Consider the following 14,482-nt stretch of genomic DNA (forward strand, 5'->3'; position numbering starts at 1 on the left):
CGCCGATCCGCTGAGTCCCAAGCGGTTGCCGAGAGGTTGCACACGAAAACGTCCCGGAACCCCTGGCGGGGCTCCGGGACGAAATCCGTGGTTCTCACATCGCGCAGTCCAGGTAGACGGGGCGCTTGACCGCCTCGCCGGTCTCGATCCGGGCCGTCACGGCCGACTGCTGGCGGTTGGTGGTGAGCCGGCGGGCCAGTTCCTCGGCCGCGGCGATCTGACGGGTCAGGATGGCGTCCGCACGCGGCCGCAGCTCCAGCGGCAGCGCGCCCAGCTCGGTCGGCGGGCGCCACATGTCGGACGGCGGCGTCTCGGCGATGCGGCGCTCGTCGGCCAGCATGGCCTCCACCGCCTCGACGTCCATCTCCAGGTCGTCGAGTGCCGCGGTCCATGCCTGGCGCCAGTCCACGGCCGGCATCGCGGTGCTCATGTCCCGGCCGCGGCGGCCTCGCGCCACGCGTCGCGCAGCGGCTCCAGCAGCTTGCGGCAGGACGCCACCCGGTCCGGGTCACGCTTGATGTTGGCGCCGATCAGCTCGGTCAGCACGAAGCCGTAGAGGTTGGCCAGGCCGGGAGCACCGTCCCAGGCCTCGACGTCCAGGGTCGTGCGCAGCTCGAGCACGATCTCCTGGGCGTGGTTGATCTTCTCGTACGCGATCTCGCGCTCGTCGTTGCGGAGCGCGTCCTCGCCCTGCGTCAGGTCGAGGATCAGCCGGTTGTAGAGCATGGTCAGCAGCTTCGCGGGCGACGCGGTGTTGATCGAGTCCTGCAGATAGCGGTCACGAAGGTTGGGCGCGGTCATAGGTCTCCTCGGTCAGGGCTGGGCTGGAGCCGGCGTGGCGATCAGGCGAGGCCGGCCAGCTGGCCGGAGAGCCAGCTCGACTGGTTCTTGAGGCTGCCGAGCGAGGTCTCCAGCGCGGCGTACTGCCGCTGCAGCGCCTCCCGCCGGGCCGACAGACGGACGTCCCAGTTGCTGATCTGCCCGTTGAGCGAGTCGATCTCGTTCTTCCGGCCGGTGATCACGTCGGTGACGCTCTTGGTCTGCTTGTTGGCGATGAGCTTGATGTTGTTGCCGAAGATCTGTCCGGCTTCCTGGATCTTGGTGGCGTCCTTGTTGTACGCGGTGGTGAAGGCACCCGCGTCGAAGTCGAGCTGCTTGCCGTCCTTGGACAGCGAGATGCCCAACTGCTTCAGGCTGCCGAAGTCGTACGGCTCGCTGAGGATCTTCTTGCCGTCGGTGTCGAGCTTCATCTTGCTGTTCAGGCCGCCGCTGATCTGGCCCATCAGGGTCTGCATCATCTGCCGGATCGTGAAGTCACCGGTCAGCGGCGAGGCCGTCCGGGTCTCCGCGTCGTACGCCGTCTGCGTCTTGATCTCCGTGAGCGCCTCGTTCGTGGCGTCGACGAACGCCTTGAACTTGTCGGCGATGGCGCTGACGTCGGCGACCGCGTCGACCGTCACGCCGTTCTCCGGCTTGGAGACGGTCAGCGACACGCCCGGCATCAGCGCGCTGAAGACGTTGCTGGTGCTGGTGACGGAGTACGCCGACGCCTCACCCGGGTTCAGCGTGACCTTCGCGTCCTGCGGCTGAGTCGTGATCGGCGCGTCGAACGGCGCGCTCGCACCGTCGAACTCGATCTTGAAGCCGTTCGCGGCACCGGACTTCATGCCGGTGAACTGCAGCACGCCCTCGTTGCCGGTTGTCTTCACCACGTACGCCCGGATGCCGAGGCCGGCCGAGTTGACCGCGGCCGCGATCTTCTCGGGGGTGGCGTCACCGGTGACCGTGATGTTCTTGGGGAGGTTGGTGCCCGGGTCGAAGTCGGGCTGGCCGTCGCCGTCGCCGTCGGGCGCGGTGTAGCCGCCGAGGGTGATGTTGATGCTGTTCGGGTAGGTGGTGACCGTGGTGTCGACGTTCGGCACGATCGTGGTTTGTGCTTTGGCGACCTGGTCGACATTGAACTTGATGCTGCCGGACATGGCGCTGAGGCCGCCGGTGGCGGTCGCGGTGACGCCCTCGGAGCTCGACGTCGCCTTGACCGACCGCCAGGTCTCCAGCCGTCCCAGCACGTCGGCCGCGGACTTGGCCGCGGAGAGCTTGGCGTTGACCGACTGGTAGGAGGTGACCGCCGTCTTGGCGGTCTCGACCTTGGTCTTGAGCTTGGTCTGTGAGGCGGCCTCGACCTGCATCATCTGGTTGATCATCGAGGAGGTGCTCAGGCCACTGACGAGGCCGTCGACAGAGCTGGTCACGGGAAACCTGCTTTCGTACCGAGGTCGATTGCGGAGCGGGGGCAGCCGGCTTGGCGTTGCCGGCTACCCCCACCTATTCGGTCCTTCAGGAACCAGATTCAGTTGTCGTCGGTGGCTATTCGGTTAGCGCTCGTCAGCGGAGCAGCGACAGCACGTTCTGCGAGGCCTGGTTGGCCTGCGAGAGCATGGCCGTACCGGCCTGGGTCAGGATCTGGTTGCGCGTGAACGAGACCATCTCCTGGGCCATGTCGGTGTCGCGGATACGCGACTCGGACGCGGACAGGTTCTCCACGGCTGTGTTCAGGTTGTTGATGGTGTGCTCGAAGCGGTTCTGGTGCGCACCGAGCGAGGCACGCTGGTCGGAGACCGACTGGATCGCCGAGTCCAGAGCCTTCATGGCCAGGGCGGCACCGGTGTCGGTGCTGCCGGAGGCGCCGGAGGTCAGGTTCAGGTTGTTGAGACCCAGGGTCTCCGAGCTGATCTCCTTGATCGTGACGGTCAGCTTCTCGCCCTGGTTCGCGCCGATCTGGAAGGCACCCGGCGTGGCGCCGTCGACAACGTTGGCCGCCTGGCCGGTGGTGTCGCCGGTCGCGGTCAGGGCGCTGGCGGTGACGTTGAAGTCCACCGAGCCACCGAGCCGGAACGAGTAGTTCGTGATCGGGTTGGCGGGGTCGGTGTTGTCGATCGACGTCGACGCGCTCAGCACCAGTTCGTTGCCGCCGAAGCTCTCACCGGTGGTGCCGTTCTTCGAGCCCTTCAGCGCGGTGGCCAGCTGCTTGTTGACCTCGTCGGCGATCTGCTGTGCGGACAGATCGGTCGGGTCGACCGAGATGTTGATCGGTGCGGCGGTGGTGCCGTCCGGGCCGACGATGTCGGCGCCGGCGATCTGGCTGATCGTCATCGTGACCGGGTTGGTCAGCGACGCCGCGTCGATCGGGGCGGCGCTGCGCATCTCCCGGGTCAGGCCGAAGGTGCCGTCGAGCAGCTTCGACTTGCCGAACGCGGTGGTCTCGGCGACCCGGTTGATCTCGTCGCGGAGCTGGACGAACTCGGCCTGGGCGGCCGACTTCGCCTCGTTGTCCAGCGAGGCGTTGTTCGCCTGGACCGACAGGTCACGCATACGCTGCAGCATGCTGGTGACCTCGTTGAGGGCACCCTCAGCGGTCTGCACGACGCTGATCGCGTCCTGAGCGTTGCGCACGGCGACCTTGAGGCCACCGACCTGGGCGCGCAGGCCCTCGGAGATCGAGAGGCCGGCCGCGTCGTCCGCCGCTCGGTTGATCCGGAAGCCGCTGGACAGCTTCTCGAGCGACTTCGACATCTGGTTGTCGGTCACCGAGAGGTTCCGGTACGCGTTCTGCGCGGCGATGTTCTGGTTGATACGAAGACCCATTGGGTTGTTCCTCCTTGATTGGGGTCTTACCGGCCCATCCATGAGCCGTGGTGTTCCGTCACATCCCTTCGGCGGTGCGCCGAAAGGCCATGAGGATTCTCTGAGATTTTTTCGGTCTTTTCGGGCGAACCGGAGAAGTGCCGATCGTCGGAAACCGCTCAGCGGTACCGCGGATGTGCCGACCTGTCCGAATGAGCGGGTCCGCCGGAAGGGGTGAGCCCGACCAGCGATACGACGGAGGACCGGGTGAGCCTGACCGACCTGGCCAGCGTCCTGTGGCGTTCACGTGAGCTGCTGGAGATGCTGCTTTTCAAGCTTGAGGAGGAGCAGTTGCTCCTCGCGTCCAACCGGTCACGATGGCTCAGCCACGCCACCCGCGAGGTGGAGGTCGTACTGGATCAGATCCGGCAGACGGAGGTCATCCGCGCGGCGTACGCGCAGGACGTCGCCGCCGAGCTGGGCCTGTCCCCGGACGCCTCCCTCGGCGAACTCGCCGACGCCGCACCCGACCCCTGGTCGGACCTGTTGCACCAGCACCGCAAGGCGTTCCTGATGCTGACGTCGGAGATCCGGGCCCTGGCCGACGTCAACCGCGACCTGCTCACCGCGGGTCAGCGCGCGGCTCGCGAAACCATGCTCGCGTTCGCCGAGACTGTGGAAACGTACGGACCGCAGGGCCAGACCGTCAGCGGCGCCGTGCGGCGCCCCACTCTGGTTGATGAGGCGATCTGATGGGCAGCACATTCAGTGGACTCAACACCGCGCTCACGTCTCTCTACGCGCAGCGCCGGGGCCTGGACATCACGGGCCAGAACATCGCGAACGCGAGCACCGAGGGGTACACCCGCCAGCGTGTGGTGATGCAGGCGCAGAACGCCAACCTGGTGCCGGGCATCTACGCCACCACGTCGGCGGTCGGCAGCGGTGTCACCGTCTCCTCGGTGGACCGGTTGCGCAACACCGCGCTGGACCAGCGCAGCTACACCGAGCACGCGAACTCCTCGTACCACAACGAGCGGGCCGGCTCGTACAACCTGATCGAGGACGTGTTCGGCGAGCCGAGCGACACCGCGATCCAGGCCCGGCTGCAGGACATGTGGGACGGCTGGAACGCGGTGGCCGCCAACCCGGACAAGGCCGCGCCCAAGTCGGCCCTGATCGAGCAGGCCAACACCGTCGCGGCCTCGCTCAACGACGCGCACGGCGCGCTGAACAGCCAGTTCGAGGCGACCCGCACCGGGCTGGACACGTACTACAAGGACGTCAACAAGGCGGCCGACTCGATCGCCCGGCTCAACCAGGAGATCGTGGTGGCCACCGCGGCCGGTCTGCAGGCCAACGAGCTGATGGACCAGCGGGGACAGCAGATGCTGAAGCTGTCCGAGATGATCGGCGCGACCGCGACCGACCTGCCGAACGGCGCGATCAACGTGTACGTCGGGAGTGGACCGCTGGTAAGCGAGTTCTCCACCCGCAAGATCGGGATCGAGAGCGGTGGCGCGTACCGCCTGGAGGATGTCGACGCGCACCCGGTCAACCTGCGCTGGGAGGACACGCCGGACATCCCGGTGGCGGCGGGCGGCACCATGGGCGCCCAGATGGAGCTGCTGGCCAAGGGCGGCACCCTGGACACCATCGCGGGCCGGCTGAACCAGGTCGCCAACGCGCTGGCGGACGACGTCAACGCGAAGTACCGGACCGGCTACAACCTGGACGGCGAGACGAATCAGGACTTCTTCGTCACGTACAACGGTGACCCGGACCTGACCGCGGCGAACATCTCGGTGGCCGTGTCGAACCCGCAGAAGCTGGCGATCTCCTCGGGCAACCCGACGGCCACGCCCGGCGTGCTCAACGGCGAGACGGCCGACGATCTGTCGGAGCTGTCCACCTCGCGCACCGGTGCCGACGCCGCCTACCAGTCGCTGATCGGTGACCTGGGCGTCGCCGCGCAGGCCTCGATCCGCCGGCGCGACATCCAGAACGCCGTGACCGACCAGGTGGACGCGGCCCGTGACGCCGAGTCCGGGGTCAACCTCGACGAGGAGATGACCAACCTGCTGACCTATCAGCGCGGTTACGAGGCGGCCTCGCGGGTGCTCACCACGATCGATTCGATGCTCGACCAACTGATCAACCGGACCGGTCTGGTCGGCAGGTAAGGGGAGGTTCGCTGATGAGTAGCCCACGAGTGACCGAGAGCAGCGTCCGCACCAGGACGATGGCGAGCCTGCAGCGCAACCTGAGCCGTACGCAGACCGCGCAGGACCAGATCTCCAGCGGCAAGCTGCTGCACCGCCCGTCGGACTCACCGACCGGCACGGTGACTGCGCTCCAGCTGCGCGGCGAGGTGCGGGCGAACAAGAAGTACTCCGCGAACGCCGACGACGCGCTCGGCCGGCTCGGTGCGATGCAGGACAACCTGCAGAGCGCGACCGAGCTCATCGGCAAGGTCCGGGACCTGACGCTGGCCGCCACGAGTGCCGGCGGCGGCAGCACCCCGGAGGCCAACAAGGCGCGTGCCGCCGAGATCGAGCAGATCAAGGGCACGCTGGTCCAGTACGCGAACACGAAGTACCTCGACCGCCCGGTGTTCGGCGGGTTCACACCGGACGCCCAGGCGTACGACCTGACCGGGGCGTACGTCGGCGAGGAGAGCGGCGAGACGATGCGTGCCATCGGGCCCAACGCGAAGGTACGCGTGGACGTACGCGGGCCGGAGGCCTTCGGTACCGACAATCTGATGGACGAGAACGGAGATTTCATCGACGCCGACGGAAACGTGCTCCCGCCCGGCAGCCCGCCGGTGGAGAACCCGGCCCAGCTCTTCAAGGCTCTCGACAAACTGGTCGCGGCCATGCGCGACGGCGATCACGCCGCCCTCGATGCTGGTCTGGGTAATCTCGATAAAGCCTCTGAAAAGATGAAATCTACTCTTTCGGAGGTTGGCGCCCGATACAATCGGGTTACCCAGATGAAGCAGTCCGCTGAGGATCGCTTGATGTCCGTGTCGTCGCAGCTATCCGATATCGAGGATGTCGACCTGCCGAAGGCGATCATGGAATTGCAGCTCCAGCAGACCTCGTATCAGGCCGCCCTGGCCGCCACGGCCAAGGTGATCCAGCCCTCGCTCATCGATTTCCTGAGGTGACCATGACTATTCGCACCGCGTCCCGACCGATCGAGGCCACCATGACCGACCCGTCACTGGGTTTGCCGACCATCACGATGGCGGTGCCCATGCCGGGGTTCCCCGCACACCGGGATTTCGTTCTGGTGCGTCTCAACGACGACGGTCTGCTCTACGCCTTCACGTCGATCGACAACCCGGAGCTGCGATTCCTGGTCGCTCCGCCGGAGCCGTTCTTCCCGGACTACGCGCCGGAGATCGAGAACGAGGTGTTCGCCGCGCTGAACACCAAGGATCCGGACCGGCTGCTGCTGCTCACGGTCATCACCGCGAGCAAGGAGGAGACCACCGCGAACCTGCTCGCGCCGATCGTGGTGGACCGCGACAGCATGCGGGCCATGCAGGTCGTCCTCAGTGGATCGGGATACCCGGTCCGGGCGATCATGAACCGGAACTTCTGACCCTCCAGAGCAGCAGGCGCGGTCGTGTTTCCTCGCGGCCGCGCCTTTGCCATGCTGTCCGTTCCATGGATGGAGGAGGGCATCGATGCTTGTGTTGACCCGGCGGGCCGGGGAGAGCGTGATGATCGGCGACGACGTCGTCATCACGGTGCTCGAAGCCCGTGGTGACGTCATCCGGCTGGGCATTCAGGCTCCTCGTGATGTTCAGGTGCACCGCGAGGAGGTGTACCGGGAGCTCCAGGAGGCGAACCGGGCGGCCGCCTCGCCCACCGAGGACGCCGTGCACGCGCTCGCCAAGATGCTCGAGAAGCCCGACCCGAAGGAGTGAATCGCCGAACGCCCGCCGCATGGCGGGCGTTCGCGCGTCTCCGGAACCTACTGGCCGATCGCCACGCCGCGGCCGCGCAGGAAGGCGATCGGGTCGACCGCGTTGTCGTGCACGGCCGGCGCCGCGTTGACGTGCACCTCGAAGTGCAGGTGCGGCCCTGACGACGAGCCCGAGGTGCCGACGTTCCCGAGCAGCTGGCCCAGGGCGACGCTCTGTCCGACCGTGACGGCCGGCCGGCGGACCATGTGGCAGTACCGGGTGACGATGTTCCCGGCGTGCTGTACCTCCACGTACCATCCGCAGCCCTTGAGCGCGGGGCTGCCGTCCTCGTCGCAGGTGCCGGCCGAGACGTTGCAGACCACCCGGATCACGGTGCCGGCGGAGGCGGCCAGGATCGGCGTCTCCCGCTTGGCGGACAGGTCGGCGCCGTCGTGCGCGGGCCGGGCGATGGTGCGGAATCCGCTGACCACCCCGGCGTTCACCGGCAGGCCCCATTTCTCACCCTTGGCGGGTGGCGGAACAGGGGGTGCGGGGTCCGGCCGGGTGGGTTCCGGCACGCATGCCGGGATCTTCACTTCCGGGCGTACGACGTACGCGTCCGACGCGTAGGCGCCGTTGGCCAGGCGGTTCCAGACGTTCGTGGCCCGTACCGTGCCGGTGATCTTCTGCCCGGTGACCTGGCACAGGATCCAGACGGTCGCGCCGTTGGCCACCGACCCGAACCGCTCGGCCGACGCCGAGGGCGCGCGGCGCAGATTGAGCCGTGTCCCGTCGGTCTTCGCGGCGCCGACGACCGTCTTGACCTTCGGCGCGGCCTCCGCCGGTGGGGTGAACGCGGGTGTCACGGCCAGCAGGCTCGCTGCCGCCACGGTCGCCAGAACCTTCATGCCTGAAGGCTGACCTCCCCCGGATACCGGCACCGTTGCCCGACGATTGCGGACCGGTTGCCGGACGGAACCCGCAGGACGCACCTCACCTGCACCGCCCGCTGACCCCGGAGACAACGTCCCGGCGGCACTCTCATCCACGGACGGGAGACACCCGTCGGTGGGTTCAGGGGAGCGAGCGTGGGCGCAGAGCGCGATTCAGTCATCGGTGGCGGTGCCGTCGGCACCGCGTGCGCGCTGGACCTCAGGGTCGACGCGCATGTGCACACCGGTTTCTCCGCCGGCCGGGACGCCGTCGGTGTGGTGGTCTCCGCCGCCGACCGGGCAGGGCTGAGCGCGCTGACCTTCGCCGACCAGGCCGGGCCCGAGACCACCTGGCTGACCGCGTACGCCGACGCGGTGCGCCGCGCCCGGCACCGCACCGAGCTCAAGCTGCGGGTGGCCGCCGAGGTCGAGGTCGTCCGCCCGGACGGCTGGCTCGCACTGCCGTCCGACCTGGCCCAGCTCGACGCCCTCTCCGTCGCGGTCTCCGGGCTGCCGTACGGCGACGACCTCCTCGACGCCCGGGAGCTGCGCCGCCGCCTGACCGCCGGGGTGCTCACCGCCGAGCAGGCGGCCGAGGCGCTGGTGGCCGCGACCGTGAAGGGCATCGAGCGGGCCTCCCGGTACGTCCCCTCGCAGCTCGCCCGGCCGCTCGCGCTGCTGACGCAGGCCGGCGTGGACGACACCGTGGTCTCGGCCGCGCTGGTCGGCGACCTGGCCGCCGCCTGCCGGACCACCGGAACCGTCGTGGAGATCAGCGAGGCCTGGCGCAGTCCGTCCCCGCGGCTGGTGGAGATGCTGCGGGAGGCCGGCGTGACGCTGGTGCCCGCGAGTGACGCCCGGTACGCCGCCGAGGTGGGCCGCTGGCAGTACCTGCGCCGCGTCTGAGCGAAAGCGAACACGATCTGTTCTGCTCTCCGTACTCTCTGTGATGCCAGCACTTCAGCATGGGAGAGTTGCGATGAGTATGGTTCAGCAGGCGATCGAGGTCAGCGCACCGGTGCACACGGTGTACGAGCAGCTCGCGGCATTCGAGAACTACCCGCGCTTCATGACCGGCGTGCGCCAGGTGACGCCGATCGGCGCCGACCAGACCCACTGGATCATGGATGTCGACGGGAAGCGGCGCGAGTTCGACGCGCAGATCATCGAGCGGTCGCCGGACGAGCGCGTCTCCTGGTCGACCATGGAGGGCCCGCTGCTCGCCGAGACCATCACGCTGCGCCCGATGGGCGAGGCGAAGACCCAGGTGGTCGCGCAGCTCGAGGCCGACATCGCCTTCCTCATGCCCAGCGACCGGCACGGCCAGGAGTCGCTGAACCGCCGCCTGAAGGCCGACCTCACCACGTTCAAGGGCCTGGTGGAGAGCGGTGTGCTCGGCGGGCGGCCGATTCCGTCCGGCGCCGGCACCAAGATGGGCCGCTCGCGTACCCTGCTGCCGGGCGTCTCCGCCGACCCGGCGTCGCCCGCCTCGGTCGCCGCGCGCATCCGCAACCGCCCGGCCGGCCCGGCGCCGAGCCCCGGCGCGGGGTGGGACACCGGCGTCGCCCGGATGGGCGGCCGCACCGGCCCCTCCGACATGTGGGGCGACGGCATGATCAACGAAGAGGAGCGCGGCAGCTGACGCCGCCGATTCCGAAGGCCGGCCTCCGGGCCGGCCTTTTGCTATGCGGGCGTGCCCTCGAGCGTGACCAGAAAACGGGCGCCCCGGGGCACGGCGTGCTCGTACCGGACCGAGCCGCCATTCGCCTCGACCAGGTGCCGGACGATGAACAGCCCGAGGCCGGCGCCCCGGATGAACCGGCCGAACAGGTTCGGCAGCACGTCCTCCGGTATCCCGGTGCCGCTGTCCTGCACCACCAGCAGCACCGTGCCCGCCGCGCACCGCCCGGCCTGTACGTGCACCGGCGGCGCCCCGTGCCCGAGCGCGTTCTTCAGCAGGTTCTCCACCACGACGGTCAGGTGCCCGCGGTCGGCGAGCGCGGTCAGCTCCTCGTCGATGGCGATCTCCACGTCGCCCTCGGCGGTGGTTGCGGCGCTGACCGACTCGACCACCTCGAGCAGCGGGACCGGCACCCGGCGGGCGGTCACCGTGCCGGTGTCCAGCCGGAACAGCAGCTGCAGGTCGTTCATCATCTTGACCAGCCGCCGGGTGTTCTTGTCGATCTTCGAGGCCAGCTCGAGCCGGATGTCGTCGGGCAGGTCCGCCCAGTCGGCGCAGAGCAGCTCGGCGAGGCTGGCGATCGAGCTGATCGGCTGCGCCACGTCATGGGTCAGCATCGAGGTCAGGTCGTTCTTGAAGGCGAGCGCCGCGGCGAGGTCGGCGTTGCCGCGCTCCAGTTCGGCGGCGTGCTCGGTGAGCGCGTCCTCGGCCTGCTTGCGCTCGGCGATGTCGACGCAGGTGGCGACGTATCCGCGCGGCGCTCCGGAGGCGTCCGGGATGGCGGCCATGGTGGCCAGCACCGGTACCTGGGTGCCGTCGGCGCGCGGGATCGTCCAGTCCTGGCCGGTGCCGGGCGGGGGCAGCGGCGGCGGGTCGGGCACGGCACCGTCGTGCCCGGTCAGCTCGCGCCACCGCCGGTTGACGTCGATCACCCGGTAGTTGGCGTCCAGCACCAGGACCGCCTCGTTCATCGACTGCAGCAGGGTCTGCGCGAAGTCCTGCCGGTCGCGCAGCTCGGCCACCAGGTGGCGCTGGCGGCGGTCGGCGCGGTCGAGCGTGCGGACCAGGTAGGCGAGCAGGGCGAGCAGGCACAGCGCGCCGAGGACCACCCCGGTGCTGACCGCGGCTGCCGGGCGGCTGATTCCGGTGCGCACGGCGAACGCGCTGACCAGCGCGGCGACGAGGGGAGCGGCGATCAGGGCGGGGGCGAGGCGGCGTACGGCGCTGCGCGGGCCGGAGTCGTCGAGGGCGCGCAGCGGGCTGGTCTCCGGCCGGGCGAGGATGGCGCCGGCGGCGAGCAGCAGCAACGTGCCGGCCATCTGCAGCGGCATCACGCTGTCCGGTCCGGCGCCGACCGGAAAGGCCGGCGCGAACAGCCGCGGCACCACCGCGACCAGGGCGATCATGGCGGCGCCGAGCAGCAGCGGGTCGGCGACGCGAAAGGAGACGGTGCCGGTACGCGGGGGAAGGCGCAGGTCGAGGCAGGCCAGGGCGAGGCCGGAGAGCACGGCGGCGACCGCCGCGGCGGGCTGGTCGCGCAGGGTGGCGGCGCCGATGGCGGCGGCGGTGAGGGCCAGGACGACCGCCGCGGCGGCCCGGATCCGGCCGGCCCGGTACCCGGTGGCCGGTGCGACCTGCACGAGGAGGGCGATCCCGGCCGGGACAAGGGCGGCCGCCGGGCCGGGGACGACCCCGCCCGGCGGTATCCCGTCGTCAAGCGTGCGTGTGTCCAGCGCGCCGAGGACGGCCACCGTGACACCGGCGCACCCGGCGATCAGCCGGGACAACCTGCCCACGCCATGCGCCGCGATATGCACATATACCCCCAAGACGTGAGGGAAAGAGCATAACGCGCGCTTCCTGGGTGGGCGGTTACTTGCCCGCCCAGCTGAAACCGTCCTCGATGCGGACCTTGCTGGCGACTCGCACGATGTCCCCGTGGTGACGGTTGGCGTGATGGCCGCAGAACGCCAGTTCGCCGCCGCTGGCCAGAACGACCTCCAGCTTGGCGGCCGCGCCGCAGCGATCGCAGCGTTCGGTCATCTCGCCGACGATGTCGATCTCGGGCGACAGCAGGGCGGTCATATCGCTCTCCTTTGTCCGGTGGCGGTGCAGCGGGTCCTGACAGCGAGAAGTTCGGCCCGCGGCACTGTCGGCTTAGAGGTTCCCGGTGTGATCCGCCCGATCGGCGGGCGGAGCACGGTGGTGCTCTGAAGTTCCTTCCAGCCTTTCCCTCAGGTGATTCCGGCGTGCCCCTGCTATCTCGTCATGCTGCGCCGGGCCGCCGCCGCCCGCTCGGCTTCGCCGGAACTGCCCCAAGTCCGGCCCCGTCACCCGGCGCTGCTCGGTGCCGCCAAGTTCCGTACGCGACCCCCGAGCGGCGGATAGCGTGAGAACGACGCAGTCCGAGGAGGGAACGAATGTCCGAGGCGCCGGTCGCCGAAAGGCCGACAGTCCTGGTCGTCGACGACGAAGAGGATCTGCGTGACATCATGCGCCGCATGCTGGAGCGGCGCGGGTACGCGACGCTGGCGGCCGGTGAGCCGGACGAGGCCATCCCGATCTGCCGGGACCATCCGGGCGAGATCGACGCGCTGATCACCGACCTGACGCTGCCCGGGGTCTCCGGCGGCGACCTGGCCAGAACCGTCCGCGGCCTGCGCCCCGGCATCGGCGTGGTGTTCGTCTCCGGCCTGCCCAAGGACATCGCGGTCAGCAAGGGCCAGATCGGCGAGGACGACGTGCTGGTGAAGAAGCCGTTCACCGCGGACGCCCTGCTGCAGGCGCTGAAGGACGCGCTCTCGCCTAACGACTGACCGGCCAGGGCAGCGTCAGTTCGCCGAGGCGCCAGCGGGCCGGGCCGTCGAGCACCGGCCAGCCCTCGTCGCGCATCCGCCGGACGGTGGCCAGCCACCGCTGCCGCGGGCCGAACGGGGTGGCCTCGGTCTCCCACGCCCGGCTCAGCGCCCGCAGCAGCTCGTGCACCGGGTGACCCGGGACGTTGTGGTGGATCAGCGCCTTCGGCAACCGCTCGGCGAAGACCGACGGATGCTCCAGCGCCGGCAGCCGGGCGGAGAGCGTGAGCGTGCGTGGTGTGCCGGCCTCGACGACCGCCCAGGTGCCGATCCGCCCCAGCTCGTCACAGGTGCCCTCGATCAGCACGGCACCGCTGGCGGTCATCGTCCGCCACGCGGCGGCGACCTCGTCCTCCGCGTACTGCCGCAGGACGTTGAACGCGCGCACCACCACCGGCGCGAGACCGGCCAGCTCGAACCCGCCGCGGCGGAACTCGAGCAACGGCGGGTCGGCGAACGGCTGCGCGTCGGTCACCCGTACCGGATCAATCTCCAAACCGACCACCGCGACGTCCGCACGGACCGTGACCGACAGCCTGCGCCGGAGCTCTACAGCGGTGACCGGCGTCGCGCCGTAGCCCAGATCGACGACCAGCGGCACGCGTGCGTTTTGAAGATCAATTTCGCAACGGTACGCGAGAAAGCTGTCCACCCGGCGCAGGCGATTGGGGTTGGTGGTGCCCCTGGTGATCGCGCCGATGGGCTTCACTACTTCTCCCGGTGGACCTTGTGCTGTGCGGCCTGCGCGATCGGGCGGATCACCAGCCGGTCGATGTTGACGTGCTGCGGCCGGGTCGCGGCGAACGCGATCACGTCCGCGATGTCGTCGGCCACCAGCGGCTCCCTGACCCCGTCGTAGATCGCGTCGGCCCGGGCCCGGTCGCCGCCGAAGCGCTTGAGCGAGAACTCGTCGGTGCGCACCATGCCGGGGTCGATCTCGACGACCCGGACCGGCTTTCCGGACAGTTCCAGCCGCAACGTCCCGACCAGGGCGGTCTGTGCGTGCTTGGCCGCGGTGTACCCGCTGCCTCCCTCGTAGACGGTGAACGCCGCGGTGGACCCGACCGTCACGATCGTCCCCCGGCCGCTCACCTCCAGGGCAGGCAGCAGCGCCTTGGTCACCCGGAGCGTGCCGAGGACGTTCACGTCGTACATCCACTGCCAGTCCTCGACCGAGCCGGTGGCGACCGGGTCGAGGCCGCGGGCACCGCCCGCGTTGTTGACCAGCAGCGTGAGCGGACCACCCAGCCCGGCCACCACCTCGGCCAGCCCGGCGACCGAGTCGTCCGAGGTCACGTCACACTCGGCCGCTGTCGCCGCCGGGCCGATCTCCTTGACCAGCGCCTCCAGCCGGTCGACCCGGCGGGCCGCGGCGACAACGTGAAAGCCCTCGGCGGCGAGTCTGCGTGCCGTCGCGGCACCGATTCCGCTCGACGCGCCGGTGACCACTGCGATGTTCTGCATGTCCCGA

General features: G+C 69.5%; 17 protein-coding genes. 8 read left to right on the top strand and 9 right to left on the bottom strand.

The window, feature by feature from the left end; translation table 11 throughout:
- Nucleotides 1–94 precede the first annotated feature (94 nt).
- The 4 genes from AB0M02_RS01125 to AB0M02_RS01140 form a co-directional block, all read right to left on the bottom strand.
- Nucleotides 95–430, bottom strand: a complete 336-nt coding sequence (locus AB0M02_RS01125; RefSeq protein WP_364219514.1) for a hypothetical protein — start codon at nucleotides 428–430, stop codon at nucleotides 95–97.
- Entirely contained in the window at nucleotides 427–801 is a 375-nt protein-coding gene (gene fliS, locus AB0M02_RS01130) for a flagellar export chaperone FliS (protein WP_364219517.1), read from the bottom strand. Before fliS ends, AB0M02_RS01125 begins: the two co-directional genes overlap by 4 nt.
- 41 nt (nucleotides 802–842) lie before the next feature.
- Nucleotides 843–2,252, bottom strand: coding sequence for a flagellar filament capping protein FliD (fliD, locus tag AB0M02_RS01135; protein WP_364219520.1), 1,410 nt, complete (start codon nucleotides 2,250–2,252; stop codon nucleotides 843–845).
- Between the two features lie 133 nt (nucleotides 2,253–2,385).
- Nucleotides 2,386–3,645 (bottom strand): flagellin, encoded by a 1,260-nt coding sequence (locus AB0M02_RS01140; RefSeq protein WP_364219523.1) that lies wholly within the window; start codon nucleotides 3,643–3,645, stop codon nucleotides 2,386–2,388.
- Nucleotides 3,646–3,891: 246 nt separating this feature from the next.
- On the opposite strand from AB0M02_RS01140, the gene AB0M02_RS01145 reads away from it, so the two are divergent.
- The 5 genes from AB0M02_RS01145 to csrA all read left to right on the top strand — a co-directional run bounded on the left by AB0M02_RS01145 (nucleotide 3,892) and on the right by csrA (nucleotide 7,564).
- Nucleotides 3,892–4,377, top strand: a complete 486-nt coding sequence (locus tag AB0M02_RS01145; protein WP_364219526.1) for a flagellar protein FlgN — start codon at nucleotides 3,892–3,894, stop codon at nucleotides 4,375–4,377.
- Nucleotides 4,377–5,807, top strand: a complete 1,431-nt coding sequence (flgK, locus tag AB0M02_RS01150) for a flagellar hook-associated protein FlgK (protein ID WP_364219529.1) — start codon at nucleotides 4,377–4,379, stop codon at nucleotides 5,805–5,807. The genes AB0M02_RS01145 and flgK overlap by 1 nt, the downstream gene beginning before the upstream one ends.
- 14 nt (nucleotides 5,808–5,821) lie before the next feature.
- Nucleotides 5,822–6,796, top strand: a complete 975-nt coding sequence (locus AB0M02_RS01155; RefSeq protein ID WP_364219532.1) for a flagellin — start codon at nucleotides 5,822–5,824, stop codon at nucleotides 6,794–6,796.
- A gap of 2 nt (nucleotides 6,797–6,798) precedes the next feature.
- On the top strand, nucleotides 6,799–7,236 hold the full coding sequence (locus AB0M02_RS01160; protein ID WP_364219535.1) for a flagellar assembly protein FliW: 438 nt from the start codon (nucleotides 6,799–6,801) through the stop codon (nucleotides 7,234–7,236).
- An 85-nt stretch (nucleotides 7,237–7,321) separates the two neighbouring features.
- On the top strand, nucleotides 7,322–7,564 hold the full coding sequence (gene csrA / locus AB0M02_RS01165) for a carbon storage regulator CsrA (protein WP_364219538.1): 243 nt from the start codon (nucleotides 7,322–7,324) through the stop codon (nucleotides 7,562–7,564).
- Nucleotides 7,565–7,611: 47 nt separating this feature from the next.
- On the opposite strand, the gene AB0M02_RS01170 is transcribed toward csrA, so the two are convergent.
- Nucleotides 7,612–8,451 (bottom strand): peptidoglycan DD-metalloendopeptidase family protein, encoded by an 840-nt coding sequence (locus tag AB0M02_RS01170; protein ID WP_364219541.1) that lies wholly within the window; start codon nucleotides 8,449–8,451, stop codon nucleotides 7,612–7,614.
- Between the two features lie 180 nt (nucleotides 8,452–8,631).
- On the opposite strand from AB0M02_RS01170, the gene AB0M02_RS01175 reads away from it, so the two are divergent.
- Nucleotides 8,632–9,381: a hydrolase gene (locus AB0M02_RS01175; RefSeq protein ID WP_364219544.1), complete on the top strand. Its 750-nt coding sequence runs from the start codon at nucleotides 8,632–8,634 to the stop codon at nucleotides 9,379–9,381.
- Between the two features lie 73 nt (nucleotides 9,382–9,454).
- Nucleotides 9,455–10,117: an SRPBCC family protein gene (locus AB0M02_RS01180; RefSeq protein WP_364219547.1), complete on the top strand. Its 663-nt coding sequence runs from the start codon at nucleotides 9,455–9,457 to the stop codon at nucleotides 10,115–10,117.
- 41 nt (nucleotides 10,118–10,158) lie between these two features.
- Here AB0M02_RS01180 and AB0M02_RS01185 read toward each other — a convergent pair whose 3' ends face one another.
- Both AB0M02_RS01185 and AB0M02_RS01190 read right to left on the bottom strand, forming a co-directional pair.
- The gene (locus tag AB0M02_RS01185) at nucleotides 10,159–11,952 is read right to left on the bottom strand and encodes an ATP-binding protein (protein WP_364219550.1); all 1,794 of its coding nucleotides are present in this window, start codon (nucleotides 11,950–11,952) and stop codon (nucleotides 10,159–10,161) included.
- Nucleotides 11,953–12,028: 76 nt separating this feature from the next.
- Nucleotides 12,029–12,241 (bottom strand): hypothetical protein, encoded by a 213-nt coding sequence (locus AB0M02_RS01190; protein ID WP_364219553.1) that lies wholly within the window; start codon nucleotides 12,239–12,241, stop codon nucleotides 12,029–12,031.
- A 335-nt stretch (nucleotides 12,242–12,576) separates the two neighbouring features.
- Here AB0M02_RS01190 and AB0M02_RS01195 point away from each other — a divergent pair, with 335 nt between their 5' ends.
- Nucleotides 12,577–12,972 (top strand): response regulator, encoded by a 396-nt coding sequence (locus AB0M02_RS01195; RefSeq protein ID WP_364219556.1) that lies wholly within the window; start codon nucleotides 12,577–12,579, stop codon nucleotides 12,970–12,972.
- On the opposite strand, the gene AB0M02_RS01200 is transcribed toward AB0M02_RS01195, so the two are convergent.
- The gene (locus tag AB0M02_RS01200) at nucleotides 12,962–13,720 is read right to left on the bottom strand and encodes a class I SAM-dependent methyltransferase (protein ID WP_364219559.1); all 759 of its coding nucleotides are present in this window, start codon (nucleotides 13,718–13,720) and stop codon (nucleotides 12,962–12,964) included. The genes AB0M02_RS01195 and AB0M02_RS01200 overlap by 11 nt on opposite strands.
- Nucleotides 13,720–14,475, bottom strand: a complete 756-nt coding sequence (locus AB0M02_RS01205; RefSeq protein WP_364219562.1) for an SDR family oxidoreductase — start codon at nucleotides 14,473–14,475, stop codon at nucleotides 13,720–13,722. Before AB0M02_RS01205 ends, AB0M02_RS01200 begins: the two co-directional genes overlap by 1 nt.
- Between the last annotated feature and the right edge of the window lie 7 nt (nucleotides 14,476–14,482).

It is taken from the genome of Actinoplanes sp. NPDC051861 (assembly GCF_040681145.1).
Lineage (GTDB): Bacteria > Actinomycetota > Actinomycetes > Mycobacteriales > Micromonosporaceae > Actinoplanes.

Excerpts from the sequence above, each read along its gene's own strand:
- AB0M02_RS01125 (WP_364219514.1), bottom strand. The coding sequence starts at position 430 with ATGAGCACCGCGATGCCGGCCGTGGACTGGCGCCAGGCATGGACCGCG.
- fliS (WP_364219517.1), bottom strand. The coding sequence starts at position 801 with ATGACCGCGCCCAACCTTCGTGACCGCTATCTGCAGGACTCGATCAAC.
- AB0M02_RS01140 (WP_364219523.1), bottom strand. The coding sequence starts at position 3,645 with ATGGGTCTTCGTATCAACCAGAACATCGCCGCGCAGAACGCGTACCGG.
- flgK (WP_364219529.1), top strand. The coding sequence starts at position 4,377 with ATGGGCAGCACATTCAGTGGACTCAACACCGCGCTCACGTCTCTCTAC.
- AB0M02_RS01155 (WP_364219532.1), top strand. The coding sequence starts at position 5,822 with ATGAGTAGCCCACGAGTGACCGAGAGCAGCGTCCGCACCAGGACGATG.
- AB0M02_RS01160 (WP_364219535.1), top strand. The coding sequence starts at position 6,799 with ATGACTATTCGCACCGCGTCCCGACCGATCGAGGCCACCATGACCGAC.
- csrA (WP_364219538.1), top strand. The coding sequence starts at position 7,322 with ATGCTTGTGTTGACCCGGCGGGCCGGGGAGAGCGTGATGATCGGCGAC.
- AB0M02_RS01170 (WP_364219541.1), bottom strand. The coding sequence starts at position 8,451 with ATGAAGGTTCTGGCGACCGTGGCGGCAGCGAGCCTGCTGGCCGTGACA.
- AB0M02_RS01180 (WP_364219547.1), top strand. The coding sequence starts at position 9,455 with ATGAGTATGGTTCAGCAGGCGATCGAGGTCAGCGCACCGGTGCACACG.
- AB0M02_RS01190 (WP_364219553.1), bottom strand. The coding sequence starts at position 12,241 with ATGACCGCCCTGCTGTCGCCCGAGATCGACATCGTCGGCGAGATGACC.
- AB0M02_RS01195 (WP_364219556.1), top strand. The coding sequence starts at position 12,577 with ATGTCCGAGGCGCCGGTCGCCGAAAGGCCGACAGTCCTGGTCGTCGAC.
- AB0M02_RS01205 (WP_364219562.1), bottom strand. The coding sequence starts at position 14,475 with ATGCAGAACATCGCAGTGGTCACCGGCGCGTCGAGCGGAATCGGTGCC.